The organism is Massilia luteola (assembly GCF_034420155.1).
Classification (GTDB): domain Bacteria; phylum Pseudomonadota; class Gammaproteobacteria; order Burkholderiales; family Burkholderiaceae_D; genus Telluria; species Telluria luteola.
Genome location: NZ_JAXOFN010000002.1, coordinates 97,842 through 124,416, shown reverse-complemented (window position 1 = coordinate 124,416; position 26,575 = coordinate 97,842). Strand labels below are relative to the sequence as shown.

Below are 26,575 nucleotides of genomic sequence, written 5' to 3'. Positions count from 1 at the left end.
CCTGCCGGCGCCATTGTTGATCTCAGGCTGCATTATGTGCATGCCAGGAAGCAACTGATGCGCGGATCTGACGGGGATTTTCCGCCCAGTTTGTCGGATCGATGGGACAAGCGCGATGTGTTGGCAAATACAACTAGCTATTTGCCGTAAGGGAATGTTAGGATTTTCCCACCATCCGTCACCCGCGCCGGCCGCCATGGTCCATTCGATCCGTTCCCTCTCGGCGAACATCGCCGACCTCTTGCTGGACGTCGTCTTCCTGGTGGACCGTTGCGGCATCATCGTCGACGTCAGCGCAGGCTGCGAGCGCATGCTCGGCTACCGGCCGACCGAGCTGATCGGACAATACGTGCTCGATTTCGTCGTCCCCGGCGACCGCGACGCGACCGCCGCCGAAGGGGCGCGCGTGCTGGCCGGCCAGGACCGCAGCGGCTTCGAGAACCGCTACCTGCACAAGGATGGCCACTGCGTCGACATCATGTGGTCGGCGCGCTGGATCGCCGACCAGGGCCTGCGCCTGGGCGTCGCGCGCGACGTCAGCCTGCGCAAGCGCGCCGAGCGGCGCCAGGCCGCGACGTATGCCATTTCCGAAGCCGCCTACCAGGCATCCGACCTGGCCGGACTGTGCGGCGAGATCCACGGCATCCTCGACCGGCTGGTCGGCGCGCCCGGCATGGTGGTCGTCACCGACCCGACGCCGCAGCACGGCTTCAAGGTCATCTACCAGCGCGACCACGACGAACGGGGCCGGCTGCCGTCGCGGGCCTGCCTCGCGCGCTGGCGCGCGACCGCATCGACCCCGGACGCGCTCGCGCCCGCCGCCGTCCGCCACGCCGCACGAGGACGCCTGAACACATGGCTGATGGTCGAATTGAAAGGCCCGGCCGGCACCATCGGCGCCCTGCTGCTCCGCGACCGCACCGGCACCGGATATTCCCCGGCCGACCGCGGGCTGCTGCACTTCGTCGCGGCGCAGGTCGGCCTGGCGCTGGAGCGCAAGCGCCTGCACGACGACCTGATGCGCTCGGCCTGCTACGACGAGCTGACGGGATTGCCGAACCGGCGCCTGTTCTTCGACCGTATCCGGACGGCCGTCGCGCGGGCGCGGCGCTGCCAGTCGCGGCTCGGCCTGCTGTACGTGGACGTCGACGATTTCAAGCAGGTCAACGACCGCCACGGCCACGCCGCCGGCGACGCCCTGCTGCGCGAGGTCGCGGCCCGGCTGGTGGAGTGCGCGCGCCAGTCCGACACGGTGGCCCGCCTCGGCGGCGACGAATTCGTGCTGCTGCTGGAAGACCTGCAGGCGCCCGCGGACGCCGAACGGTGCGCCGACAAGATCCGCGCCGCGCTGGCGCGGCCCGTGCCGACGCAGTGCGCGCCGCTGCACATCGGCGTCAGCATCGGCTGCGCGCTGTTCCCGGACCATGCGGACCAGGTCGAGACGCTGCTGATGCATGCGGACGCGCGCATGTATGCGAGGAAGCGGGCCCAAAAAGCGACGCCGGACGCCGCCGCATGGCCCGTGCCGGATCCGCTCAGCGAGCGGACTTAGCGCGCTTGTCGAGCGCCGCCGCGATGGTGCCGTGATCGGCCCGTCGTGCGATCTGCGCCGCCGTCAGGCCCTCGCCGTTCTTCAGTTGCGGATCGGCGCCCTGGGCGAGCAGGAACAGCGCGCTGTCTTCATGCCCCTCGCGCGCCGCCATCATCAGCGGCGTGTACTTGCCGCTCGCGGGCGGCGATTGGGCGTCGATACGGGCGCCGTGCGCGAGCAACAGGCGGGCGATGTCGTCGGCGCCGCTGGCGGCCGCGTAGTGCAGCGGCGTCCAGCCGGGACGGTTCACGGTCGCGCCCTTCGCGATCAACGCCTCGGCCGCCGCCTGATTGTTCTTGAACGCCGCCATCATCAGCGCGGTGTTGCCGTTCAGCGCGGCCGCGTCGACGTTCGTGCCCGGGTGGCGCAGCAGCACGTCGAGCACCCGCATCGCGCCTTCGCGCACCGCGAGGACCAGGGCCGGTTCGCCGCCGATGGGATTGGCCTCGTTCGGATCGACCTTGCCCAGCAGCGACTGCACCGTGCGGGGGTCGTCCATCTGCACGGCGCGGAAGAAATCGGTCACCTGCCCGCCCGTCGGCGCGGCCGTCGCGGGACGGATCCCGGCGGCCAGCGCGGCGGCGAGCACGCAGGAACGAAGGACGGTACGGCGCAATGGGCTGGCGGGCATCATGGATCAGGTCCTCGCGGCTTGGAACAGGTTGAAGAAATTGGCGGTGGTGCGGTCGGCGATCTCGCGCAGCGGCACGTCCTTCAGCGTCGCGAGGTATTCCGCGACGTGCGCCACATAACCCGGCTCGTTCATCCTGCCGCGGTAGGGCACGGGCGCCAGGTAGGGCGAATCGGTCTCGATGAGGATGCGGTCCAGCGGCACCGCCCGCGCCACCGCCTGCAGGTCTTTCGCGCTCTTGAACGTGACGATGCCGGAAAACGAGATGTAGAACCCCATCTCGATCGCGGCCTGCGCGACATCCAGCGACTCCGTGAAGCAGTGCATCACGCCGGCGACGCCGCCCTGGTCCGTGCCCGCGCCCTCTTCCCGCATGATGCGGATCGTGTCGGCGCTGGCGGCGCGCGTGTGGATGATCAGTGGCTTGCGCGTGGCGCGCGACGCGCGGATGTGCGTGCGGAAGCGCTCGCGCTGCCATTCGAGGTCGCCTTCCAGGCGGTAATAATCGAGGCCCGTCTCGCCGATCGCGATGACCTTCGGGTGATCGGCCAGCCCGACCAGTTGCGCGACGGTGGGTTCGGGCGTGTCTTCGTAGTCGGGGTGGACGCCGACCGACGCATAGATGTGCGGATATTGCTCGGCCAGGGCGAGCACGCTGGGGAAATCCGGCAGGTCGACGGACACGCACAACGCGTGCGAGACCTTGTTCTCGGCCATCTTGGCCAGGATCTCCGGCATGCGCGCGGCAAGCTCGGGGAAATTGATGTGGCAGTGGGAATCGATGTACATCCCGATATTGTACGTGAGCGCAGCCGGGACGGCTCATCGTCCACGTGCCATCGTGAGTATCCACGCATTTTGCCGCGGCATTGTTCGTGTAATCTCGCTGGCGTCGACTCTTCAAGGGAATGATGCGCTCTTACGTCATGAAAGCGATAACGCCGGCCGAAGCACCCTGGATGAACGCCGCTGCCGGCGAGCGCGGCGTACGATGGCTCCCCGTCGGACAAACCAACCCTGGCATAGAACTTAACCGCCCAAAACAATCACAAGATGAAATTCGACATCTATGGCCGCTTTCAGGTGGAAGTACGTCGCGAGAACGATTTGTGGGTGGTGTATCGCTCGGGCCTGGGAAAAAGAGTCCCGTTGAATGACGTCGTCATTCCGTCGGATTTGGCCGCGGGCGACCTGGCCACTTATCTCGACGACGTCTTTCATGAATTCGCGCGACCCGGGGAAAATGTGACTGCACTCTCTTGCTCACTCCGCTAGCAAGCGCCTTGTACGGCGAGCCGTCGGGCACTGCGCGCCTCGTCGGACGAGACGGGGCAGCGTCGCCACACGGTTCTGTCAGGCGGTCTTTACGGCGCGCCGGCGGCGCCGTGTATTCCGTCCAGCAGCACTTCGGCCAGGTGTTGCGGGCGCCGTCGCGTGCCCTGGTGCACCTGCTCGCGGCAACTGAAGCCGTTGGCGATCACGCGCGTGTCCGGGGCCGCCTGGCGGACGGCGGGCAGCAGAACCAGTTCGGCGATCTTCAGCGAATCGTCCACGTGGGCGGGCTCGAATCCGTAGGAGCCGGCCATGCCGCAGCAGCCGGAGTCGAGCACCTGGAAATCCAGCCCTGTCCTTGCCAGTACATTGCGCTCGGCATCGACGCCAAGCACGGCACGGTGGTGGCAATGGAGATGCACGATGGCCTTGCCCGTCAGCCGCGCCGGCGCATAGCCTTGCCGGTCGAGGAATTCGCCGAGCAGCCATGCCTGGCCGCCCAGCTTGCGTGCGAGGCCGTCGTCCGGAAACATGTTCTGCAATTCGTCGCGGAAGGCGGCGAGACAGCTGGGCTCGAGGCCGACGAGCGGTATCCCGTCGAGGATCGGCTGGCGTAGCGCCGCGAGGATGGCGTCGAATTGGCGCCGGGCCTGATCCAGCATGCCGAAGTCGAACAGCGGCCGCCCGCAGCAGAGGGGCTCGCGCGGCACGATGACGTGGTAGCCCGCATGTTCGAGCACCTCGACCGCGGCTTGCGCCGTCTCTGGATGGAAATGGTTGTTGAACGTGTCCGGCCACAGCAGGACCTTGGGCTTGCCTTCGTTCTTCGATGGCCGCCGGCGGAACCACTCGATGAATGTCTGGCCGGCGAAGCGCGGAATTGCGCGCCGGTGCGAGATGCCCGCCACCGACTTCGCCAGGGTGCACAGGCCCGGGGTCTGCGTGAAGAAATTCGTCACGCCCGGCATGAGGGCGCCGATGCGCGCCCAGCGGGCGATCTGGCCGATCGTATGTGCCTGCAGGGGACGGCGCGCGGTTGCGTAAAACTGCGCCAGGAACTCCGCCTTGTAGGAGGCCATGTCGACCTGCACGGGACATTCGGTCTTGCAGCTCTTGCACGACAAACAGGTATCGAGCGATGCCTTCACGTGCTGGTTCGCGGCGCCGTGCTCCATGGGCGAGTCGCCGTTCATCATCTCGAACAGCAGCCGTGCGCGGCCGCGCGTCGTGTCCCGTTCCTCGAAACTGGCACGGTAGCTCGGGCACATGGCGGCGCCCTCGTGGCGGCGGCATTTGCCGGTGCCGATGCAGCGCTGCGCGGCATGCAGGAAGCTGCCGTCGTCGCTGCGGAACGCAAAGTGCAAGGGCTTGAGCTCGACCGGCGCATACGTGGGGCCGAGGCGCAGGTTGGCGTCGACGGGATGCGCGTCGACGACCTTGCCGGGGTTCATGCGGCCTTGCGGATCCCAGATGCGCTTGAAGGTGCGGAAAGCCTCCACGATGTCGTCCCCGAACATGATCGGCAACAGCTCGGCGCGCGCCTGGCCGTCGCCATGCTCGCCGCTCAGCGATCCGCCGTAGCTCGCCACCAGGCGGGCCGCCTCGACCAGGAAGCGGCGCCAATGGGCCACCTTCCGTGGCGTGCCGAAGTCGAACGTGACGCGTCCATGGATGCAGCCGTCTCCGAAGTGGCCGTAAAACGATGTGTCGTAGCCATACTTGTCGAGGAGTGTGCGGTAGTCGCGCAGGTAGGCACCGATCCGGGCGGGGTCGATGCCGGCATCTTCCCAGCCCGGATAGACTTCCGGCTGGCCGGGCACCGCGTTGCGCGCCGGCGCCGCCGCTTCGCGCACCGCCCAGACGCGCTGCTGCGCGGCCGGATCCGTATAGATTTGTTGCGCGACCGAGCGCGGCGCCTGGGCCCGCATCAAGGCGTTGGCCTTGCCTTCGGCATCCTCGGGCGTATCGGCGCCGAACTCGACCAGCAGCCACGCCTTGCCCTCAGGCAGGCAGGCGACGTTGCCCATGTCGAGGTTCTTGCGCCGCATGCAGTCGATCAGGCTGCCGTCGAGCCCTTCCAGGCAGATCATGCCGAACGGCAGGATGGCGGGCGTCTGGTCGGCAGCGGCGTAGATGTCGTCATAGCCAAGCACGACCAGGACGCGCGCACGCGGGCTCGGCACCAGGTTCGCCTCGGCCTGCAGGATGCACGCGCATGTCCCTTCGCTGCCGACCAGCGCGCGCGCCACATTGAAGCCGTTTTCCGGCAGCAGCGCTTCGAGGTTGTAGCCGGAAACGCGGCGCGGGATCCTTGGGAATTTCATACGGATCAGCTCGGCGTACCGGTCGCGCAGCGCCTTCAGCGCCGCATAGATTTCGCCGCGGCGCCCGCCCGCCTGGATGATCTGCTCCAGTTCCCGCGCCGGCGTCGGCCCGACCCACATGCGCGCGCCGTCATAGGTGGCGATTTCCAGGCGGTGGATGTTATCGCCCGTCTTGCCGGCCATGACCGAATGCGCGCCGCAGGAATTATTGCCGATCATGCCACCGAGCGTGCAGCGGTTGTGCGTGGCCGGGTCGGGGCCGAACGTGAGCGCGTGCTGTTCGGCGGCGTTGCGCAGCGCGTCGCATACGGCGCCGGGCTCGACCCGCGCCAGGCGCGCGTCCGGATCGACCGACAGCACCCGGTTCAGGTATTTGGACGTATCGATGACGACCGCCTCGTTGCACGTCTGGCCGGACAGCGACGTGCCCGCGCCCCGCGGCAGGACGGCGATGTCGTACCGGCGGCAGATCCGCAGCGTTGTCAGCAGGTCGTCGACAGTGCGTGGCAGCACGACGCCGATCGGCACCTGGCGGTAATTGGAAGCATCGGTCGCATAGAGCGCGCGGCTGCCGCCGTCGAACCTGACTTCGCCGGCGATGCCGCGCGCCAGCTCGGCCGCCAGCGCCTGGGCGTCGGGCGCGCGTGATCCAGAGTCGTCCATGGCTGTCCTTCGCGAAAGATGTCGTCGTTGGACCGCCGCCGTCCGATTCGCGCCGTCGCGGGGCGGTCCCCTGCCACTTCCTTCCCGCTACTATATGCTTGCCATATGAAACAAGCGCACGCAATCGACATAGCCCTGGTGCGCTATCCCGGCCTCGAGCAGACGGCGCTGCCGGGCTGCGACTTCAGGAATTCCAGGGAGAATTTCCCTCTTGGATACGCACATTCACGCGTATTTTTGCGATCCTGCGAACGCTGCGAGCAGAGGAATAGCGATTCAGGACGCGACCCGCTTGCCGAGAATGATCAGGTCGCGCTCGATGCCGTCGAGATTGGCCACGCGCGGGAAATTCGCCCAGGTATCGAAGCCATACTTGCGGAACAGGGCCAGGCTCGGCACATTGTGCCCGAAGATAAAGCCCAGCAAGGTATGCACCTTGACGTTCGGTGCGAACGCCATCGCCTGTTCCAGGCAGTAACGCCCCACGCCCTTGCCGCGCCAGCTTTCCGCGATATAGATCGACAGCTCGGCCGTGCCGGAATATGCCGGGCGGCCGTAGAAATTCGAATACGAACACCAGCCGATCACGGCCGGGTTCGCCGACGTGTCCGCCGCATCGTGGATCACCCACAGCGGCCGGCGCTCCGGCGTGTGCTCGTGGAACCAGCCTTCGCGCGACGCGACCGTGACCGGTTCGGTGTCGGCCGTGACGTCGCGCGATGCGATGGTGGAATTGTAGATGTCGACGATGACGGGCAGATCTTCGGGGCGGGCGAGGCGGTGTACGTAGGACGGCATGTTGAAACTAAGTAAAAGCTACAGGGTATGGGTGGCGCGCGACGAGCGCAGCGCGGCGCCGAGGATTTCTTCGATGCGCAGGCGGGCGCGCTGGCCGGTCTCGTCGGCCGGGAAGTGCACGCCGATGCCCTGCGCCTTGTTGTTGTTGGCGCCGGCCGGCGTGATCCACGCGACCTTGCCGGCGATCGGGTATTTGTTCGGGTCGTCCATCAGCGACAGGATCAAATAAATCTCGTCGCCGATCTTGTACGGCTTGTTGGTCGGCACGAACATGCCGCCGTTTTTCAGGAACGGCATATAGGCCGCGTACAGCGCGGCCTTTTCCTTGATGGCGAGCGACAGCACGGACGGCCGCGCGGGCTGCGGCGTGTTCGGATCGGCGGGCAGGCCGCTGATAGGTCCGTTCTGCGAAACACTCATCGTCGTCCTTTCGTCATGGGCCGTGCATCATGGGCCGCAGCGGGCAGTGTAATCAAGCAACATGTCTTCGACAAACAGTTTCGGAGACAAGGGGTGATCGGCCACGGCGCGGCGCTCGTTCGTGGATTTGATTACCTGCAGCAAGTCGGCCACGTGCACGCGTCCGGCGAGCGCCGCCAGTTCCCGTTGATACCTCGGATAATACCGGATCACCCCGGAAAGCTTGTACGAAAACACATCATACAGCCAGCGCTGCTGCCACGCGACGAGGGACGCCAGCGGCGCCTTGCTCAATTTGTCGGCACTGCGCAACGCCGCATCCACGCTCGGCTGCGCAAGTATCTGCAACAGCCCGTCGAGCTCGTCGCGGCTGCCCGTCTCGGCCTGGACCAGCGCCGCCAGCGGGGCGCCGCCCTGCTCGCGCAGCCAGCCGTCCGCATCGGTCACGCCCTGCGCCTCCAGCCACGCGAGCGCTTGCGCGTGGTCGGGCAGCGGCAATGCGAACTTGCGGCAGCGCGACAGGATCGTCGGCAGCAGCCGGTCCAGGCCATTCGATGCGAGCAGGAACACGGTGCCCGGCGGCGGTTCCTCGAGCGTTTTAAGCAGCGCGTTCGACGACGGCATGTTCAACGCCTCGGCCGGATACAGCACGACGACCCGCAGCCCCTGGCGGTGCGTCGAGATGTTCATGAAGTCGGCCAGTGCGCGCACCTGCTCGATCTTGATCTCTTTCGATGCCGTCTTCGATTTGGATTTCTTGTCCTCGGCCGGCGCGTCCTCGCCCTCGCCGGACGCGACCTCGTCCTCCAGCGCTTCCGGACGCACGCGGCGGTAATCGGGGTGATTGCCCTGGGCAAACCAGCCGCACGACCCGCACGCGCCGCACGCGTGGCCGTCCGGCCTCACGTCTTCGCACAACAGCACCTGCGCAAACGACTCGATGAAGTCGGCCTTGCCGATGCCGGCCGGGCCGTGGAACAGGATCGCGTGCGGCAGGCGCGCGCGCATCGCCTGCAGCCGCGTCCAGGCGTCCTGCTGCCAGGGATACATGCTCACAGCCACGGCTCCAGTGCGGATTGCAGGGCCGTGCGCACGCCGGCGATGGACTGCGTGGAATCGATGACGACGATGCGTCCGCCGGATTGCGCGGCGCGGCGCAGGTATTCGGCGCGCACCCGCGCGAAGAAATCGGCCTGCTCCATCTCGAACTTGTCCGGGGCGCGCGTCGCGGCCAGGCGCGCGCGCGCGACGTCCAGCGGGACGTCGAACAGCAGGGTCAGGTCGGGCTGCAGGTGCGGATGCACCCATTGCTCCAGCGCGTCGAGCTTCGCGCGATCCAGGCCGCGCCCGCCGCCCTGGTAGGCGAAGCTGGCGTCGGTGAAACGGTCGGACAGCACCCAGTCGCCGCGCGCGAGCGCCGGTGCGATGACCTGCGCCACGTGTTCGCGGCGGCTGGCGAACATCAACAGCGCCTCCGTCTCGAGGTGCATTTTTTCGTGCAGCACCAGGTCGCGCAGCTTTTCGCCCAGCGGCGTGCCGCCCGGCTCGCGGGTCGAGACGACGGTCTTGCCGGCGCCTTCGAGCAGGGCGATGACGTGGCCGATGTGCGTGGACTTGCCGGCGCCGTCGATGCCTTCGAAGGTGATGAAACGCCCGCGGGTGGCATCGTTGTGGTTCATTGCATTCATTCGTATTTACTGGGGCGCCTGGTTGCGCTGGTACTGGTTGACGGCCTTGTTATGCTCGGTGAGGTTCACCGAGAAATGGCTCGTGCCGTCGCCGCGCGAGACGAAATACAGGGCTTCCGTCTTCGCGGGCGCCGTCGCGGCCGCGAGCGACTGGACGCCCGGCAGCGCGATCGGCGTCGGCGGCAGGCCGGCGCGCGTATAGGTATTGTACGGGGTGTCGGTCTCGAGGTCCTTCTTGCGGATCTTGCCGTCGTAGCGGTCGCCCATGCCGTAGATGACGGTGGGGTCGGTCTGGAGCAGCATGCCGGCCTTGAGGCGGTTCACGAAGACGCCGGCGATCATAGCCCGTTCGCTCTTCTTGCCGGTTTCCTTTTCCACGAGCGAGGCCATGATCAGGGCCTGGTACGGGTCGGTGTACGGCAGGCCCGGGTCGCGCTTCTCCCAGGCGGCCTTCAGGCGCTTCATCATCATGTCGTGCGCCTGCCGGTAGATCGACAGGTCGCTCGCATTCTTGGCGAACAGATACGTGTCGGGGAAGAACAGGCCTTCCGGCGCCTTGTAGTCGGGCGCCACCTTCGCCAGCAATTCCTGGTCGGACAGCTTCGCCGTGTCGTGCTTCAGGTTCGGCGCCGCGTCGACGGCCTGGCGCATCTGGCGGAACGTCCACCCTTCGATGATCGTCAGCGATTCCTGCGCGAACTCGCCGCGCACGAGCTGGGTGAGGAGGCGGCGCGGGGTCGTATCCGGTTTGAGCTCGTAGCTCCCTGCCTTGATCCGGCTGGCCTTGCCCGTGGTGCGCACCAGCACCCCGAACAGGAAGGCGTTGACGGGCACGCCCGCCGTCGCCATCTGCTGCGCCGCGCCGGCCACGCCGCTGCCCTGCGCGATCGCGAACGGGATGACGGGGGCGCCGTCCGGTGTGATCGGCTGCCTGCTCCACCACTGGAAGCCGGCGCCGGCTGCCGCGAGCCCGATCACGCCCGCGACGATGAGTTTTCTGATCAGTGCCATGCTGGTTTCGGTTTTTCGCCGTCGTCGGCGCGTTTTTGAAGGCGAACTTATAATGAGGCCGTAATCATAAAGCCGATACTCCTAAACCGGAAATAATTCGTGTCATGAACCATTGGATCGACCACCTCGCCACCCTGGGCGCCCGTTTCCACCCCGATAGCCCGACGCAAGTCGAGGACTTCGGCCACGTGCCCGGCACCGCCGCCCTCGAACAAGGGTTCGTCGCCGCCGTCACCGACCTGGGCCTGATCGCCGTCGCCGGCGAGGACGCCGCCGGCTTCCTGCACAACCAGCTCACCAACGACGTCGAACATCTCGGCATGGCGGAGGCTCGCCTGGCCGGCTATTGCACGCCGAAGGGCCGCCTGCAGGCCACGTTCCTGATGTGGCGCGACGCCGACGCCGTCTACCTGCAACTGCCGCGCGCCATCCAGCCGCCGCTGCAGAAGCGCCTGGCCATGTTCGTGCTGCGGTCGAAAGCGAAGCTGCGCGACGCCACCGACGAAGCGCGCAACGCGGCCGTCCTCGGCCTGGGCGGCGCGGCGGCGGCCGACGCCCTGCGTACCCAGGTCGGCGCCCTGCCCGAGGCACCGTATGCGAAGATCGACGGCGCGTTCGGCACCGTGATCCGCCTCGCCGACGCCTTCGGCCACCCCCGCTACCTGTGGCTGACGGCGGCCGACGACGGCGTCAAGGCCTTGTCCGCGCTGCGCGCGACGCTCGCGCTGGGCGGCAACGCCGCCTGGCAGCTGGCGGCCGTCCATGCCGGCGTGCCGCAGATCGGCCAGGCGACGCAGGAGCAGTTCGTCCCGCAGATGATCAACTACGAGCTGCTCGGCGGCGTCAATTTCAAGAAGGGCTGCTATCCGGGCCAGGAAATCGTCGCCCGCAGCCAGTACCTCGGCAAGCTGAAACGCCGCATGACGCTGGCCACGCTCGCCGACGCGGCCGCGCGGCCCGGCGACGAGGTCTATTCGGTCGCCGATCCGGACCAGCCGTCCGGCATGATCGTCAACGTGGCGCCCAACGGCGCCGGCGGCGCCGACGCGCTCGTCGAGATCAAGCTGGCCGCGCTGGACGGCGACGTGCGCCACGGTTCGGCCGGCGGCACGAAGCTGGATTTCCTGCCGCTGCCGTATCCGCTCGACGCGCTGGACGCCTGAGCCGCATGATCGACCTCTACGTCTATTACAAGGTGCGCGCGGACGACGCCCCGGCGCTGGCGCCGCGCGTGCGCGCGTTGCAGGCGCGCGTGGGCGGGCAGGCGCAGTTGAAACGCCGGCCCGACGTGCGCGACGGCCTGCAGACCTGGATGGAAGTCTATCCGGGCGTGGACGACGGTTTTCCCGCGCGGCTCGACGCCGCCGCGCAGGGTGCCGGCTTCGAGGGCCTGATCGACGGCCCCCGCCGCGCCGAAATCTTTACGGATCTCCCACCATGTGCCTGATCGTTTTTGCCTGGCGCGTGATCCCGGGCCTGCCGCTGGTCGCCTGCGCGAACCGCGACGAATACTATGATCGTCCCGCCACCCCGGCCGGCCCGTGGCCGGACGCGCCCAACATCGTCGCCGGCCGCGACCTGCGCGGCGGCGGCAGCTGGATGGGCGTGACGAAGACCGGTCCGCACGGTCCGAAATTCGCGGCGCTCACGAACATCCGCGCGCCCAGCGACTGGCGCACGGACGCGCCGACGCGCGGCGCCCTCGTCGCCGATTTCCTCAAGGACGACCTCGACGTACCGGCCTACCTGGAACGCATCGCGCCCGACGCGGACGCGTACAACGGCTTCAACCTGATCCTGGGCGACGCCGCCGGCATGTACTGGTTCTCGAACCGCGCCGGCGCCGACCCGCGCAACGGCAAGCCGCTGGAACCGGGCATCTACGGCGTGTCGAACGGCCTCCTGGACGCGCCCTGGCCCAAGGTCCTGCGCACCAAGGCCACGTTCGCGAGCCTGCTGCTGCAGGGCGCTCCGGAAGAAGCCTATTTCGAAATGCTGGCCGACACGACCCGCGCACCGGACATGCGCCTGCCCGACACGGGCGTGCCCATCGACCTGGAACGGCAGCTGTCCGCCGTCTGCATCGAGATCCCCGGCTACGGCACGCGCACGTCCACCGTCGTCAAGCTGTACGCCGACGCCGGGCCGGAGCTGCATGAACGCGTCCTCAAACCCGGCGACCAGGCCGCGGCGTGATCGGCACGTCGTCGCAGCGCAGGCCGGGACCGGATTTTGCGCGCGCGGCCTGCCCGACTTGGGTTCCGCCGTCGCGGGAACGACGTAAAATTCGTGCTGCCGGCCTTTCGTCAGTCGGATAGGCCCTACCGCATGCATGCCATCCGCGCCGCCGTCGCCGCCCTGCTGCTCGCGGGCGCGGCGCATGCCCAGACCGTCCCCGCCGGCGACTTCCACCAGCACGTGTTCAGCGCCGCCGACATTGCTTTAACCGGCCCGGCGTCCGGCCTCGTCACGCTGGACGCCGGCCAGCTGATCGCATTGCTCGACGCGGCCGGCATCCGCAAGGCCGTGCTGCTGTCCGTCGCCTATATGTACGGGAGCCCGGCGCGCACGGTCGACGACGAATACGCGCAGGTGCGGCTCGAAAACGACTGGACGGCCGCGCAGGCCGCGCGCTATCCCGGACGGCTGATCGCGTTCTGCAGCTTCAATCCGCTCAAGGACTATGCGCTCGCGGAACTCGAACGGTGCGCGAACAAGCCCGGCCTGGACCACGGGATCAAGCTGCACATCGGGAATTCGGACGTCCAGCTGGACGACCCGGCCCACGTCGCGCGCCTGCGCCAGGTGTTCGCGGCCGCGAACGCGCACGGCATGGCGATCGTCATCCATCTACGTGCCAACATCGGCAAGCGACGGCCGTACGGCGCGGCGCAGGCGCGCATCTTCCTCGACCAGGTCATGCCGGCCGCGCCGGACGTGCCGGTGCAGGTGGCGCATTTCGCCGGCTCGGGCCCCGGCTACGACGACCCGGCCGCGCAGGCGGCGATGGGCGTCCTGGCCGCCGCCGTCGAGAACCACGATCCGCACGCGTACAACCTGTGGTTCGACGTGGCGTCCATCGTCGACAGCGACATCGATCCCGCTACGGCAGCCCTGCTGGTGAAATACATCCGCCAGGTCGGCGTCGGCCACGTGCTGTACGGGACGGATTCCGCCCAGGGCGCCAACCTGCGCCCGCGCGAGTCGTGGGCCGCGTTCCGCAAGCTCCCGCTGTCCCCGGCGGAATTCGCGCACATCGCGGCGAACGTGCCGCCCTACTTTCCGGATCCCTGAACGGCCGCCCTGAGCGTGGCGGTGAACTGCGGCGTCGCCGCGTAGGCGTCGGCCGGCAGCTTGCCGTGCACGATGGCGTCCATGCGGTCGGCGACAGCCTGCAGCGCCTGCGGATGGGTGTGGATGTAGAAATCGCCGCGCCGGACGCCGTCGAACGTGATGCGGGCGACGTCCGCCGCAGTCAACCTGCCCGACGCGACGGCCTGTTCGAGCAATGACTGGGCCGCCTGCTGGCTGGGCGTCGGCGCCGCATCGTGGCGGACCTCGGCCGGACGGTGCGCATCCGCGTGGGCAATCCCCGTCGGGACAAAATACGGGCACACGACGGACGCCTTGACCCGCGCATCGACGAGGCGCAGGTCGTGGTACAGGCTCTCCGACAACGCCACGACGGCATGCTTGGACGCGTTGTAGACGCCCATCGCCGGCGGCGCCAGCAGCCCGGCCATCGACGCCGTGTTCACGATATGGCCTTCGTAGCCGGGATCGCGCCGCGCCGCCTCGAGCATCAGCGGCGTGAACACGCGCACGCCGTGGATCACGCCCCACAGGTTCACGCCCAGCACCCATTCCCAATCGGCGTCGCTGGCTTCCCAGATCAGCCCCGCGGCACCCACGCCGGCATTGTTGAACAGCAGGTGCACGCCGTGGAAGCGGATCATCGCGGCGTCCGCGAGTTCTTCCACGTGGGCCGCCTTGCGCACGTCGCAGACCATGGCCAGCACGTCGCCGCCGGCCGCCTGCAATGCGCTGCTGACCTGTCCGAGCGCCTGCGCGTCGATGTCGGCCAGGACCAGCTTCATGCCGAGCCTGGCCGCCTCGCCGGCGAGCTCGCGGCCGATACCGCTGCCCGCTCCGGTGATGACGGCCACCCGTCCCGCAAAATCGTCCATGGCGTCCTCCTGTGGACTGCGTCCAGTTCAGACGGCGGACACCCCGCCGTCCACGGCCAGCACCTGGCCGGTGATGTGTTTGCCGGCGTCCGACGCGAACAGCGCGACGGCGCCTTTCAGGTCGTCGTCGTCGCCGAGGCGGCCCAGCGGCGCATCCTTGGCGAGACGATCCGCGCCGACGGCGTCGAGCAGGCCCTGCGTCATCTTCGACGGGAAGAAACCCGGCGCGATGGCGTTGACGGTGATGCCGTAGCGGCCCCACTCGCCCGCGAGCGTGCGCGTGAGGTTGATCACGGCCGCTTTCGACGTGTTGTAGGCAACGGTCTGCATCGTGCCGGGCGGATTGCCGGCCAGTCCGGCGATCGACGCGACGTTGACGATGCGGCCCGCGCGCGCGGGAATCATCGCCCGCTTGCCGACGGCCTGCGCCAGCAGGAAGACGCTGCGCACGTTCAGGTTCATCACCTTGTCCCAGGCGTCGAGCGGATAGTCCTCGGCCGGCGCGCCCCAGGTCGCGCCCGCATTGTTGACGAGGACGTCGATGCGGCCCAGCCGGGCCAGCGCAGCGTCGACGAACGGCGCGACGGCCGTCTCGTCGGCCAGGTCGACGGCCACCCCCACGGCCTCGACGCCGCGCGCGGCCAGATGGGCCACGGCCGCATCGAGCTCGCCGCGCTTGCGCGCCGCGATGAGCACGCGCGCCCCCTGCTCGCCGAGGGCCTCGGCCATCTGCAGGCCGAGGCCGCGCGAGCCGCCCGTGACGATGGCCGTGCGGCCCCGCAGCGAGAACAATTCCTGTACCGTGCGCATGGCGGCCTCCCCGTCCGTCAGACTTCGTAGTCCATGCACTGGCGCGCCTCGCGGATCGCGCCGATGAACGGTATGACTGCCTGGTGCAGCGGATGTTTCACGTATGCCTCGAGCGCGGCCTTGTCTTCGAATTCGGAATACAGCACGACGTCGTAGGTGGCTTCCAGGCCGGGCTGGGCGACGACGACCTCGAACTTGTGCTGGCCCGGCACGACGTTGGCGCACGCGTCCAGGCGGCGCTTCATCTCGATGGCGTTGGCGGCGCGGTCGGCGCCTTCGGCGTGTTCTTTCAGTTTCCACATGACGATGTGCTTGAGCATGGATTTCCTTCGCTGGTGTTTGGTGGGTGTGCTCCGGCTATTATAAGAGCGATAAGGCGCGCGCGTGCCTCCCGCCCTGGTGGCGGGTTTTGGGTTTGGTGGTGGCAAGCCGAGTGTCGGTTAGTTGCAAAATTTACTTAGCTGACCCGACAGTAGCACGCGCTCGCCGCAGCGCACCCTTGACCATCCGAGTCGGTTAGTTGCAGTATGATGGCAACGTCCATCCCGCCACCGCCATGAGCCAGCCACCTTCCCACGCCGACTGGGACGCCCGCCCGTTCGATGCCTTCGCCGCCTTCGTGGTCACCCCGGAGTTCGTGCTGACGTCCAGCCGCCAGAGCGACCCCGTGCCCCTGCCGATCTCGGCCGAATCCGCGACGATCTATAAATTCATGTTCGGCAAGTTCGCCACGTGGATGCTCGAGCGCGGCCTGACGATGTCGACCGTGAACGCGGCGGACCTGCGCCGCTTCGTCGAGCTGTCGAAAGACGGCCAGCGCGACCTCAACAGCAAGATCGCCTACCGCTACCTGCGCCTGCTGGAGCGCTGCTTCGAGTACCTGGGCCGCGCGCCGAACCCCGCCCGCCAGGCCATCGTCGCGACCGACCGCGCCCACCTGGCCGAGGATGCCCCGATGGCGGCCCTGAGCGCCGACGACCTGCAACGCTTCCTGGTCGCCCTGCCCGCCGGGCGCGGCGACGACACGGCGGGGCACGCCGGCTGGAAACGCCGGCGCGACCGCGCGATGCAGATCGTGATGGCGCTCGCCGGGCTGCGCGTGGCGGAAGCCATCGGCCTGCTCGTGGACGAAGTCGGCCGCCAGCCCGACATCGACGGCGGCCTCGCATTGAACATCACGCCCGAAGCCAAGCACCGCACGAGCTACGAACATACGACGACCCTGCCGCGCGCCGGCGTCGCCGAGCTGACGGCGTGGCTGAAGGAACGCGCGGAACTCGCGATCCCCGGCGACCTCGTGTTCCCCGCGAACCTGGAAGGCGAACCGCTGCACAAGGCAACCGTGTACCGGCAGACGCGCGCGACCTTCGAACGGGCCGGCATCGCCGTCGCGCGCGCGGGCGGGCGCACGCTGCGCAACAGCTTCGCGGTCCAGCAGCTGGAACAGGGCGTGCCGCGCGGCGAGCTGACGACGGTCCTGGGCCTGGCGCTGGAGCGCTCGACCGACGCGTACCGCTACGCGCGGCTGCACGAGACGCCGAACGACGGCGCGGCGCAAGACGGATCGGCGGACGACGCGGACGACGCGGACGAACCGGACGCTCCCCACGCGCCTGCGCCGTAAGCACCACGTAAGTTTGCAGCAAGCATCGCGTAAGTTTCCCGGCGCACAGTCGACCGGCGGCCCGTGCCATCGGGCCGCGCATCAGAATAATCACGACAGGAGACCTCAATGGCAATCACACCCGGCATGGCTGCGGGCGGCAAACCCACGCCGTCGGGCGTCGGGCTGACCAAGGAAGAGCGCAAGATCGTCTTCGCGTCCTCGCTCGGCACCGTTTTCGAATGGTACGACTTTTACCTGTACGGCTCCCTCGCGACCGTGATCGCCAAGCAGTTCTTCATCGGCGATCCGGCCACGTCGTTCATCTTCGCGCTGCTCGCCTTCGCGGCCGGGTTCATCGTGCGGCCGTTCGGCGCGCTCGTGTTCGGACGCCTGGGCGACATGATCGGCCGCAAGCACACCTTCCTCATCACGATCCTGATCATGGGCGGCTCGACGTTCATCGTCGGCCTGCTGCCGGGCTACGCGGCGATCGGCATCGTCGCGCCGATCGTCCTCGTCACCCTGCGCATCCTGCAAGGCCTCGCGCTCGGCGGCGAGTACGGCGGGGCCGCCACCTATGTCGCCGAATACGCGCCCCAGGGCCGCCGCGGCTACTTCACGTCGTGGATCCAGACGACGGCCACGCTCGGGCTGTTCCTGTCGCTGCTCGTGATCACCGGCGTGCGCGCCGGCATGGACGCGGCCGCGTTCGACGCGTGGGGCTGGCGGATTCCGTTCCTCGTCTCCGTGCTGCTGCTGGCCGTCTCGGTCTGGATCCGCATGTCGATGAGCGAGTCGCCCGCGTTCGCGCGCATGAAGGCCCGGGGCCGGACATCGAAAGCGCCGCTCAGCGAAGCCTTCCTGACCTGGAAGAACGGCCGCATCGCGCTGGTCGCGCTGCTGGGCGTCGTGATGGGCCAGGCCGTCGTGTGGTACACCGGCCAGTTCTACGCCCTGTTCTTCCTGACCAAGACCCTGAAGATCGACGATGCGACGGCCAACGTCCTGATCGCCGTCGCGCTCGCGCTGGCGACGCCGTTCTTCATCGTCTTCGGCGCCCTGTCGGACCGCATCGGCCGCAAGACGATCATCCTGGCCGGCTGCCTGGTCGCCGCGCTGACCTACTTCCCCATCTTCAAGGGCCTCACGCACTACGGCAACCCGGCACTGGAGGCGGCGCTGAACAATTCGCCCGTCGTCGTCGTGGCCGACCCGGCAGCCTGCCACTTCCAGTTCAACGCCACGGGCACGAAGAAATTCCCCTCGTCGTGCGACATCGCCACCGCCCAGCTGACGGGCGCTTCCGTCAGCTACACGCGCCAGGACGCGCCGACCGGCACCATCGCCAGCGTCAAGGTCGGCGACCGGGTCTACCCGTCCTTCGACGCGACGATGACCGCGGACGGCCTGAACTTCGACCAGGCCAGCAAGGACCGCGAGACCGTGCTCAAAAAGAGCCTGGGCGCCGCCCTCAAGGCCGCCGGCTATCCGGCCAAGGCCGACCCGGTCCAGTTGAACAAGCCCATGCTGGTACTGCTGCTGTTCGTGCTCGTGCTGTATGTGACGATGGTGTACGGCCCCATCGCCGCGATGCTCGTCGAGATGTTCCCGACCCGCATCCGCTACACGTCGATGTCGCTGCCCTACCATATTGGCAACGGCTGGTTCGGCGGGCTGCTGCCGACGACCGCGTTCGCGCTCGTCGCGGCCAACGGCAACATCTATTACGGCTTGTGGTATCCCAGCGTGATCGCGCTCGCGACCGTCGTCATCGGCATGCTGTTCGTGCGCGAGACGAAGGACAACGACATCTACGCCGCGGACTGAGCCTGGCCGGCCGCCGCGAGCGCCGGTATGGCCAGCCGGCGGAACAGCTGGTCGATCTCGTCGACGGCCATCGGTGCGCGCGCCTCCAGCCACCACGACAGCAAGCCGACGAACGCACCCGCAAAGAACTGCGTCAGCGCGTCCAGCTCGCGCGCCGGGCGGCCGCCGTGCAGCCGTTTCAGCTCGGCCTTCGAACAGTCCACGAGCAAGCGCTGCAGGTGCTGGCGCACCGCGGCCCCACCCCGTTCTTTCGCCATGGCGTAATAGACGGGACGGTACGGCGCCACGTGCGCGAAGATGTGGTGGCTGAAGGCGAACAGCCGCCCTTCCGGATCCCGCGCGTGCGCCGCGTCGCGCTGCAACTGCTTCAGCTCCTCGCGCAGCACGTCGAAGCCGCACAGCAGCAGCTCATCCTTGTTGCTGAAATGGGCGTAGAACGTGGCGCGGCCCACGTTGGCGCGGTCGATGATGTCCTGCACCGACAACGCGTCATAGCCTTGTTCCCTGATCAGCGCGAACAGGCTGGCGCGCAGGAGGTCGCGGGTGCGCTGGACGCGCCGGGCGGACGGATCGTCGCCTGCCGGTACGGGGAGCATGCGGACGACCACCTGTCCGTCGACGAGCTGATCGCGCTGGCGGCCGCGGCGCAACCGGCCCGTGCGCCGGCGTGACACGGATTCGCTTGGCGCGCGACCGAGATAGCGCTACCATCCTGAACGACAATCACGATGGAGACTCTCATGCCCACGCTGCCGCGCCTTGCCGCCGCCGTCACGTTCGCCCTCGCCGCACAGGCCGTCCTGGCCGCCGATCCGCCGCCCAACCCGCCGCCCGCGACGTCGCAGTTCAAGGACATCGATGCGCACGAGCAGGTACGCCTGATGGGCCGCGGCGTGAACATCATCGGCTACGACCCGTTCTGGCGCGACGGCGCCGAGGGCAACTACAAGGACGAGCACTTCGCGAAGATCAAGGCGGCCGGCTTCTCGACGGTGCGCGCGGTGCTGTTCGCGTTCCGCGCCCTCGATGCGCGGAACCGGCTCGATCCGAAATGGTTGAACCGCGTGGACTGGGTCGTCGCCACGGCGAGGAAGCACGGCCTCAACGTCATCATCGACGAACACGATTTCGAGGACTGTTCGAAGGACGCCGCCGCCTGCCTGCCCAGGCTGAAAGCCGTGTGGGGACAGCTGGCGGCACGCTACCGCAACGAGCCGAACACCGTCGTCTTCGAGCTGCTGAACGAACCGCACGGCCAGTTCGACGCGGCAACGTGGAACGCCAGCTTCCCGCAGGTGCTGGCCGTGATGCGCGAGACGAACCCCACGCGCAACGTCATCATCGGCGGCGTGCGCTGGAACAGCCGCGACACGCTCAAGGACCTGCAACTGCCGGCCGCCGACAAGCACATCATCGCGACCTTCCACTACTATGATCCGTTCCCGTTCACGCACCAGGGCGCGTCGTGGGCCGATGAACCGATCCGGTCGACCACGGGCATCCGCTTCGGCAAGCCGGCCGAACTGGCGCGGATCGACGCCGACTTCGCGGCCGTGAAGGCGTGGAGCGACGCGAGCGGCCGTCCCGTCTTCCTCGGCGAATTCGGCGCCTACGACAAGGGCGCCATGGACGACCGCGTGCTGTGGACGGCGACCGTCGCGCGCACGGCGGAAAAATACGGTTTCGCGTGGGCGTACTGGCAGTTTTCCAGCGACTTCGTGCTGTACGACTTCAAGCGCAACGACTTCGTGCGGCCGATCCTGAAGGCGCTGGTGCCGGAAACGCGCTAGGCCCGGGTCCGCGGGCGGCCTCAGAAGCGCTTCGTGCAATCCCTGCGCTCGCGCTTCCTGCCGCCAGCGTGCGTCGTCTCGCTATGCTCGAAACAGGAGAACGTGCCGGTCTTCTTGTCGTACATAGGCCGCACGCTGTAGTCGTTCGTCTTGACGAGCTTGCCCTTGCGCCAGCAATAGCGCTCACCGCCGACGTCGTCCGCGCCGCCTTTCCAGTCACCCGTCAGGCAGTTCGGATCGCGGCTGTCGACGTTGATGTCGCCGATGGCGGACAGCGCCTCGCTGAACACGAAACGCCCGCTCGCGCGGTCGTACAGATAAATCGTGCTGGTCCGGTTGCCGATGGGCGCCACCTCGGTCGTCACGACGAGGTCCGGACAGCCGTCGTTGTTCAGGTCCTGCGCGAACAACCCGTCGTCGTTGCCGTAGTAATTCTGGACGCCGTCCAGGACCTGCACCGTGCGGCCGGTGCGCGTGTCGACGACGTGGACGCTGCCGGATGCCGGTGCGCCGGCATCCGCCGGGCGCCACGCGAAGCCGGCGTGCGCGTCGCACGCGGGGCCGGCCGCCAACGCGGCCAGCGGCACGAGGCCGGCAAGGCCGGCGAGCACGCGCTTCACCATGTACCGCGGCGCCTTCATTTCGCCCCCCCGGCCGGCGACCCGGCGACCGCGGTGCCGCCCCACGTCCGCATGCGGTTCGCGGCCCACGCCGTGAGGATCGCGCCGACCAGCAGCACGAGCCGCGTGTCGATGAGCGTCAGCACCGCACCGGCCGCCGCCATCAGGATGTTCGCAAGGCAGAACGTGGTCGACAGCAGCCCCATGACGGCGCCCTGTCCGTGGCCGCCGCCGAAACGGTCCGCGGCCCACGCCTGCACGACTGCGTTGTAGAACGCATGCGGCAGGCCGAAGGCCATGATGCCGACGAGACCCACCCACAGGTGCCCGACGCCCAGCGACCCGATGGCCAGCGCGACGCACGCCGCGAGCCAGGCGGCGCGGCGCATCGGTTCGGTGCGGCTGGCGCGGCCCGCGAACAGCGCGGAACACGTCATGAGGCCGCACATGCCGACATTCACGAGGGCGATCGCGCGGGTGTCGTAATGCCCGATCTCGACGAGCCACAGCGGATAGAATTCATAGAACGCGGTGACGCCGCACGTGTATGCGAGCTGCACGCCGAACAGCGCGCGCAGGCCGTCGTGGCGCAGCAGGTTGAACGCGTGCCGTTCGCGCGCGACGCGCCACCACGACGGCCCGTCCGTGCGCGGCGTGCGCTCCAGCGCCACGCCGACGAGGATCGCGCCCAGCAGCAGCGCGCCGGCCGCGATGTAGAACGGCACGGTGATGCCCCACGCGATCGTGAACCCGGCCAGCAACGGCCCGAACAACCAGCCCAAGTGCAGCGCGCCGTTCAGCCACGACAGCGCGTGGTTGCGCAGCGGGCCTTGCAGGCGGTCGGCCAGCATCGCGCGCACGATCGCGCTGTGGCCTTCCAGCAGGCCCGTGCCGAAACGGGCGGCGAGGAACAGCGGATACGAGCGGCTCGCCAGCGCCCATGCCGTGAGCACGTGGCCGACGGCGGCGCCGGCGGCCGTGACGAGCAGCAGCGGACGGCGGCCATAGCGGTCGGACAGCGACCCGAGCACCGCGGTGCCCAGCAACAGGCCGACCGGGTTGACCATCAGCGCCAGCGCGAACAGCAGTTTCGGCGGCAGCCCGAGGAAGTGCGTCAGGCTGTCCTGCGCACCGTTCACGAACAGCGGCGGGAGGATCGGGTAAGGCAGCGACGCGCCCGTCGTGGACAGGAGTCCGAGCAGGCAGGCGGTCGCGATCAGGAGGGCGTTCTTCATGTCGGCTCGATCGTCGCGTTGACGGCTAGCCTAGCACGCGCCGCACCCTCCTTGCAGCAGGGGCATTCGTCAGCCGTTGAAGGCCTTGCCTTCGCCCGCCAGGCGCACGAGCAGCGGCGCCGGCGTCCACGCTTCGCCGTGGTAGCCGCGCGCATAGGTCTCGACCGCGGCCAGCACCTCGGGCAGGCCGACGGTGTCGGCGTAGAACATCGGGCCGCCGCGGAACAGCGGGAAGCCGTAGCCGGACAGGTAGACCATATCGATGTCCGACGCGCGCAGCGCGATGCCCTCTTCCAGGATCTTCGCGCCCTCGTTGACGAGCGCGTAGACGAGGCGCCCGACGATCTCCTCGTCCGGAATCGCGCGGCGCGCGACGCCCAGCGCCTGCGAGTGCGCGACGATCATGTCGTCGACCCACTTCGACGGCTGCGGCGTGCGGTCGCCCGCCTGGTAGTCGTACCAGCCGGCGCCCGTCTTCTGGCCAAAGCGGCCCTGTTCGCACAGGAGGTCCGCCGTCCGCGAGTACTTCACCTCCGGCATCTCGACGGCGCGGCGCTTGCGGATGTACCAGCCGATGTCGTTGCCGGCCAGGTCGCCCATGCGGAACGGCCCCATGGCGAACCCGAACTGCTCGATGGCCGCATCGACCTGCTGCGGCAGCGCGCCCTCGTCCAGCAGGAAGCCGGCCTGGCGGATGTACTGCTCGACCATGCGGTTGCCGATGAAACCGTCGCATACGCCGGACACCACGCCCGTCTTCCTGATCTTCTTCGACAGCGCCAGCGCCGTCGCCAGCACGTCCTTGCCCGTCGCCGCGCCGCGCACGATTTCCAGGAGCTTCATCACGTTGGCGGGGCTGAAGAAATGCAGGCCGATGACGTCCTGCGGGCGCGCCGTGAACGACGCGATGCGGTTCAGGTCCAGCGTCGACGTGTTCGACGCGAGGATCGCGCCCGGCTTCATCACCGCGTCGAGCTGGCGGAACACGGTCTCCTTCACGCCCATGTCTTCGAACACGGCTTCGATGACGATGTCGGCCTGGGCGATGTCCGCGTAGTCGAGCGTACCGCGGACCAGGCCGATGCGCTCCTCGGCCTTCTCGGGCGCCAGCTTGCCCTTCCTGACGGTGTTTTCGTAATTCTTGCGGATGGTGGCCAGGCCCTTGTCCAGCGCATCCTGCTTCGTCTCCAGGATCGTGACGGGGATGCCGGCGTTCGCGAAATTCATCGCGATGCCGCCGCCCATCGTGCCGGCGCCGACGACGGCCGCGCTGCGGATGTCACGCACCGGCGTGTCGGCCGGAACGTCCGGCACCTTGCCGGCGGCGCGCTCGGCGAAGAACGCGTGGCGCAGCGCCTTCGATGCGGTCGTCTGGGTCAGGTGGATGAAACGCTCGCGCTCGAATTTCAGGCCGTCCTCGAACGGCTTTTCGACCGACGCGGCGACCGTCTCCACGCATTCGACGGGCGCCGGGAACGGCCCCGCCTCGACCTTCACGCGCGCCCGCGCGGCGGCGAGGAACGCGGCCGCGTCGGGATGCTCGACCCGGCGCTCGCGCACCTTGGGCAGCGGCCGCACGTCCGCCACGCGGCGGGCAAAGGCGACGGCGCCGGCCACGAGGTCCGAGCCGGCCGGCAGCAGTTCGTCGAACAGCGGCGTGCCGGCCAGTTTTTCGGACAGTACCGGCGTCCCCGTCACGATCATGTTCAGCGCGGTTTCCAGGCCCAGCACGCGCGGCAGCCGCTGCGTGCCGCCCGCGCCGGGCAGGAGGCCCAGCTTGACTTCCGGCAGCGCGATCTGGGCGCCCGGCAGCGCCACGCGGTAATTGGCGCCGAGCGCCAGCTCCAGGCCGCCGCCCATGCACACGGTGTGGACGGCGGCGACGGTCGGCTTGTCCGAATCCTCGACCGTGCGGATCAGGGTGTGCAGCGTGGGTTCCGTGAGCGCCTTGGGCGAATTGAATTCGCGGATGTCGGCGCCGCCGGAGAACGCCTTGCCCGCGCCCGTGATGACGATGGCCCTGACGGCCGGGTCCCCCGCCGCGCGCCGCAGGCCTTCCACCGCGGCGGTGCGCGTCGCCAGGCCGAGGCCATTGACGGGCGGGTTGTTCAGCGTGATGACGGCGACGTCGTCGATGACCTGGTAGTCGGCGCTCATGGGTCTCCTTGTGTATGTGTGATGAGAGGTGGCGACAATATAACCCGCAAAAGAACGGTCGTGTTATTTCGTGGGGCGGGCACCCCGTGCCCACGCGTGCGCCGGCCGTCAACCGCCTCCGGGCAGCCGATACGCCGCGAACTGTTCGCGCAAGCGGTTCTTCTGGATCTTGCCGGTCGCCCCGGTCGGCAGCGCGTCCACGAACACGACGTCGTCCGGCATCCAGAATTTCGCGATCCTGCCTTCGAAGAAGCGCAGCATCTCCTCGCGCGTGAGGCTCGCCCCGGGCCGCCGCACGACCACGAGCACGGGCCGCTCGTCCCACTTCGGATGATGCACGCCGATGCACGCCGCCTGCAGCACGGCCGGATGCCCCATCGCGATGTTCTCGATGTCGATCGACCCGATCCACTCGCCGCCCGACTTGATGACGTCCTTGCTGCGGTCCGTGATCTGCATGAAGCCGTCCGCGTCGATCGTCGCCACGTCGCCGGTCGGGAACCAGCCGTCCCGCAGCACGTCGCCGCCCTCGTCGCGAAAGTAGCGCGAGACGATCCACGGCCCCTTCACGAGCAGGTGCCCGGACGTGCGGCCGTCCCACGGCAGTTCGCGGCCGCCGTCGTCGACGATCTTCATGTCCACGCCGAAGATAGCATGGCCCTGTTTCCGCAGGATGGCGCGCTGGCTCTCCACGGGCAGGTCGCGGTGCTTCGCCAGCAGGCCGCCGGTCGTGCCGAGCGGCGACATTTCCGTCATGCCCCAGGCGTGGATGACCTTGACCCCGAGGCGGTCGATCAACGTGTCCATCAGCGCCGGCGGGCACGCGGCGCCGCCGATCACGGTGCGCCGGAACGTCGAGAACGCGAGCCCGTTCTGCAGCGCGTAATTGACCAGCCCGAGCCAGACGGTCGGCACGCCGGCGGAAAACGTCACGCCCTCCGTCTCGAACAACTCGTACAGCGACTTGCCGTCGAGCGCCGCGCCCGGCAACACGAGCTTCGCGCCCGCCAGCAGCACGGAATACGGCAAGCCCCACGCATTCACGTGGAACATCGGCACGACGGGCAGCACGACGTCGGCCGCGCCCACGTTCAGCGCATTCGGCATGGCCGACGCGTACGCGTGCAGCACGGTCGAGCGATGCGAGTACAGCGCGCCTTTCGGATTGCCCGTCGTGCCGGACGTGTAGCACAGCGACGCGGCCGCGTGTTCGTCGAACTCGGGCCAGGTGTAGTCGGCGGGCGCGGCGTCGAGCAGGTCTTCGTAGCACAGCAGGTTGGCGATGCTGTCGCCGGCCGGCATGTGGTCCCGGTCGCTCATCAGCACGAACGCCTTCACCGTCGGGCAGCGCGGCGCGATCGCCTCGACCAGCGGCAGGAAGGTCAGGTCGAAGAACAGCAACCGGTCTTCGGCGTGGTTGACGATGTAGGCGATCTGGTCCGGATGCAGGCGCGGATTGATCGTGTGCAGCACGGCGCCCGAGCCGGATACCGCGTAATACAGTTCCATGTGCCGGTAGCCGTTCCAGGCGAGCGTGCCGACCCGCTCGCCCGGCGCGACGTGCTGCGCCCGCAGCACGTCGGCGAGCCGGCGCGCCCGCGCCTCGCAGTCGCGTACCGTGTAGCGGTGCACGTCGCCCTCGACGCGGCGCGAGACGATCTCGCTGCCGCCGTAATGCCGCGCGGCGAACCGGATGATGCTCGAAATCAGGAGTGGCTGGTCCATCATCGCGCCCATGAGCGGCGGCTGCGGGTTCGTCATCGGTCTCTCGAGGATGTTGTCGGAATATCCAGTTTCGAACGATCGTGCGGACAGCGTCAACGGAAATCGATGCTGCATCGCAGCATCGCCGTTGACCCAACATTACAAAAGGGTTACGGGATGTAACGTGCATAGGTCGTGCACAGGTGGAGCCATAGAATTCGCGCGTGTGCGGTAAAATCCG

General features: G+C 68.3%; 25 protein-coding genes. 9 read left to right on the top strand and 16 right to left on the bottom strand.

All coding sequences use genetic code 11. From position 1 onward, the window contains the following. The first annotated feature begins 154 nt into the window (after positions 1–154). On the top strand, positions 155–1,552 hold the full coding sequence (locus tag U9J41_RS03565) for a diguanylate cyclase domain-containing protein (RefSeq protein ID WP_322400313.1): 1,398 nt from the start codon (positions 155–157) through the stop codon (positions 1,550–1,552). Here the strand turns inward: U9J41_RS03565 and U9J41_RS03560 are convergent. Both U9J41_RS03560 and U9J41_RS03555 read right to left on the bottom strand, forming a co-directional pair. Beyond that, positions 1,536–2,225, bottom strand: a complete 690-nt coding sequence (locus U9J41_RS03560) for an ankyrin repeat domain-containing protein (protein WP_322400312.1) — start codon at positions 2,223–2,225, stop codon at positions 1,536–1,538. The two genes, U9J41_RS03565 and U9J41_RS03560, sit on opposite strands and share 17 nt — an antisense overlap. Positions 2,226–2,228: 3 nt before the next feature. Continuing rightward, positions 2,229–3,011: a TatD family hydrolase gene (locus tag U9J41_RS03555; protein WP_322400311.1), complete on the bottom strand. Its 783-nt coding sequence runs from the start codon at positions 3,009–3,011 to the stop codon at positions 2,229–2,231. Between the two features lie 264 nt (positions 3,012–3,275). Between U9J41_RS03555 and U9J41_RS03550 the strand changes: the two genes are divergently transcribed. Further along, the gene (locus tag U9J41_RS03550) at positions 3,276–3,497 is read left to right on the top strand and encodes a DUF7661 family protein (RefSeq protein ID WP_322400310.1); all 222 of its coding nucleotides are present in this window, start codon (positions 3,276–3,278) and stop codon (positions 3,495–3,497) included. An 89-nt stretch (positions 3,498–3,586) separates the two neighbouring features. Here U9J41_RS03550 and U9J41_RS03545 read toward each other — a convergent pair whose 3' ends face one another. The 6 genes from U9J41_RS03545 to mltG all read right to left on the bottom strand — a co-directional run bounded on the left by U9J41_RS03545 (position 3,587) and on the right by mltG (position 10,398). Further along, a complete protein-coding gene (locus U9J41_RS03545; RefSeq protein ID WP_322400309.1) occupies positions 3,587–6,481 on the bottom strand; it encodes an FAD-binding and (Fe-S)-binding domain-containing protein in 2,895 nt (964 codons plus the stop codon). Between the two features lie 276 nt (positions 6,482–6,757). Continuing rightward, positions 6,758–7,279 carry a GNAT family N-acetyltransferase gene (locus U9J41_RS03540; protein ID WP_322400308.1) on the bottom strand — a complete coding sequence of 174 codons (522 nt, stop codon included), beginning with the start codon at positions 7,277–7,279 and terminating at the stop codon, positions 6,758–6,760. Between the two features lie 18 nt (positions 7,280–7,297). Further along, entirely contained in the window at positions 7,298–7,699 is a 402-nt protein-coding gene (locus U9J41_RS03535; RefSeq protein WP_322400307.1) for a PilZ domain-containing protein, read from the bottom strand. Between the two features lie 27 nt (positions 7,700–7,726). Further along, the gene (locus U9J41_RS03530) at positions 7,727–8,749 is read right to left on the bottom strand and encodes a DNA polymerase III subunit delta' (protein WP_425260025.1); all 1,023 of its coding nucleotides are present in this window, start codon (positions 8,747–8,749) and stop codon (positions 7,727–7,729) included. Between the two features lie 2 nt (positions 8,750–8,751). Further along, complete coding sequence (gene tmk / locus U9J41_RS03525; RefSeq protein ID WP_322400305.1) at positions 8,752–9,378, bottom strand: dTMP kinase; 627 nt, start codon at positions 9,376–9,378, stop codon at positions 8,752–8,754. 15 nt (positions 9,379–9,393) lie between these two features. After that, entirely contained in the window at positions 9,394–10,398 is a 1,005-nt protein-coding gene (gene mltG / locus U9J41_RS03520) for an endolytic transglycosylase MltG (protein WP_322400304.1), read from the bottom strand. Between the two features lie 104 nt (positions 10,399–10,502). Here mltG and ygfZ point away from each other — a divergent pair, with 104 nt between their 5' ends. The 4 genes from ygfZ to U9J41_RS03500 all read left to right on the top strand — a co-directional run bounded on the left by ygfZ (position 10,503) and on the right by U9J41_RS03500 (position 13,692). After that, complete coding sequence (gene ygfZ, locus U9J41_RS03515; protein WP_322400303.1) at positions 10,503–11,561, top strand: CAF17-like 4Fe-4S cluster assembly/insertion protein YgfZ; 1,059 nt, start codon at positions 10,503–10,505, stop codon at positions 11,559–11,561. Positions 11,562–11,566: 5 nt separating this feature from the next. After that, positions 11,567–11,845: a DUF4936 family protein gene (locus U9J41_RS03510; protein ID WP_322400302.1), complete on the top strand. Its 279-nt coding sequence runs from the start codon at positions 11,567–11,569 to the stop codon at positions 11,843–11,845. Further along, positions 11,836–12,594 carry an NRDE family protein gene (locus U9J41_RS03505; protein ID WP_322400301.1) on the top strand — a complete coding sequence of 253 codons (759 nt, stop codon included), beginning with the start codon at positions 11,836–11,838 and terminating at the stop codon, positions 12,592–12,594. The genes U9J41_RS03510 and U9J41_RS03505 overlap by 10 nt, the downstream gene beginning before the upstream one ends. 132 nt (positions 12,595–12,726) lie before the next feature. Then, positions 12,727–13,692, top strand: coding sequence for an amidohydrolase family protein (locus U9J41_RS03500; protein WP_322400299.1), 966 nt, complete (start codon positions 12,727–12,729; stop codon positions 13,690–13,692). Here U9J41_RS03500 and U9J41_RS03495 read toward each other — a convergent pair. From U9J41_RS03495 to U9J41_RS03485, 3 genes are read right to left on the bottom strand one after another with little or no spacing between them, the layout of a single operon-like run. Continuing rightward, the gene (locus tag U9J41_RS03495; RefSeq protein ID WP_322400297.1) at positions 13,674–14,585 is read right to left on the bottom strand and encodes an SDR family oxidoreductase; all 912 of its coding nucleotides are present in this window, start codon (positions 14,583–14,585) and stop codon (positions 13,674–13,676) included. The two genes, U9J41_RS03500 and U9J41_RS03495, sit on opposite strands and share 19 nt — an antisense overlap. 27 nt (positions 14,586–14,612) lie before the next feature. Beyond that, positions 14,613–15,395 carry an SDR family oxidoreductase gene (locus U9J41_RS03490; protein WP_322400295.1) on the bottom strand — a complete coding sequence of 261 codons (783 nt, stop codon included), beginning with the start codon at positions 15,393–15,395 and terminating at the stop codon, positions 14,613–14,615. Between the two features lie 17 nt (positions 15,396–15,412). Then, positions 15,413–15,715, bottom strand: a complete 303-nt coding sequence (locus tag U9J41_RS03485; protein ID WP_322400293.1) for a Dabb family protein — start codon at positions 15,713–15,715, stop codon at positions 15,413–15,415. Between the two features lie 236 nt (positions 15,716–15,951). On the opposite strand from U9J41_RS03485, the gene U9J41_RS03480 reads away from it, so the two are divergent. Beyond that, entirely contained in the window at positions 15,952–17,019 is a 1,068-nt protein-coding gene (locus tag U9J41_RS03480; RefSeq protein ID WP_322400291.1) for a tyrosine-type recombinase/integrase, read from the top strand. 108 nt (positions 17,020–17,127) lie between these two features. Further along, complete coding sequence (locus U9J41_RS03475) at positions 17,128–18,828, top strand: MFS transporter (protein WP_322400289.1); 1,701 nt, start codon at positions 17,128–17,130, stop codon at positions 18,826–18,828. Here U9J41_RS03475 and U9J41_RS03470 read toward each other — a convergent pair. After that, positions 18,813–19,502 carry a TetR/AcrR family transcriptional regulator gene (locus U9J41_RS03470; protein WP_322400287.1) on the bottom strand — a complete coding sequence of 230 codons (690 nt, stop codon included), beginning with the start codon at positions 19,500–19,502 and terminating at the stop codon, positions 18,813–18,815. The two genes, U9J41_RS03475 and U9J41_RS03470, sit on opposite strands and share 16 nt — an antisense overlap. A gap of 66 nt (positions 19,503–19,568) precedes the next feature. On the opposite strand from U9J41_RS03470, the gene U9J41_RS03465 reads away from it, so the two are divergent. After that, complete coding sequence (locus U9J41_RS03465; protein WP_322400285.1) at positions 19,569–20,618, top strand: glycoside hydrolase family 5 protein; 1,050 nt, start codon at positions 19,569–19,571, stop codon at positions 20,616–20,618. Positions 20,619–20,638: 20 nt separating this feature from the next. Here the strand turns inward: U9J41_RS03465 and U9J41_RS03460 are convergent, their stop codons facing one another. The 4 genes from U9J41_RS03460 to U9J41_RS03445 form a co-directional block, all read right to left on the bottom strand. Next, positions 20,639–21,259 (bottom strand): XAC2610-related protein, encoded by a 621-nt coding sequence (locus tag U9J41_RS03460; RefSeq protein ID WP_322400283.1) that lies wholly within the window; start codon positions 21,257–21,259, stop codon positions 20,639–20,641. Next, the gene (locus U9J41_RS03455; RefSeq protein WP_322400281.1) at positions 21,256–22,473 is read right to left on the bottom strand and encodes an MFS transporter; all 1,218 of its coding nucleotides are present in this window, start codon (positions 22,471–22,473) and stop codon (positions 21,256–21,258) included. Before U9J41_RS03455 ends, U9J41_RS03460 begins: the two co-directional genes overlap by 4 nt. 69 nt (positions 22,474–22,542) lie before the next feature. Further along, entirely contained in the window at positions 22,543–24,630 is a 2,088-nt protein-coding gene (locus U9J41_RS03450) for a 3-hydroxyacyl-CoA dehydrogenase NAD-binding domain-containing protein (protein WP_322400279.1), read from the bottom strand. Between the two features lie 108 nt (positions 24,631–24,738). Continuing rightward, entirely contained in the window at positions 24,739–26,391 is a 1,653-nt protein-coding gene (locus U9J41_RS03445; protein ID WP_322400278.1) for a 3-(methylthio)propionyl-CoA ligase, read from the bottom strand. Positions 26,392–26,575 lie beyond the last annotated feature (184 nt).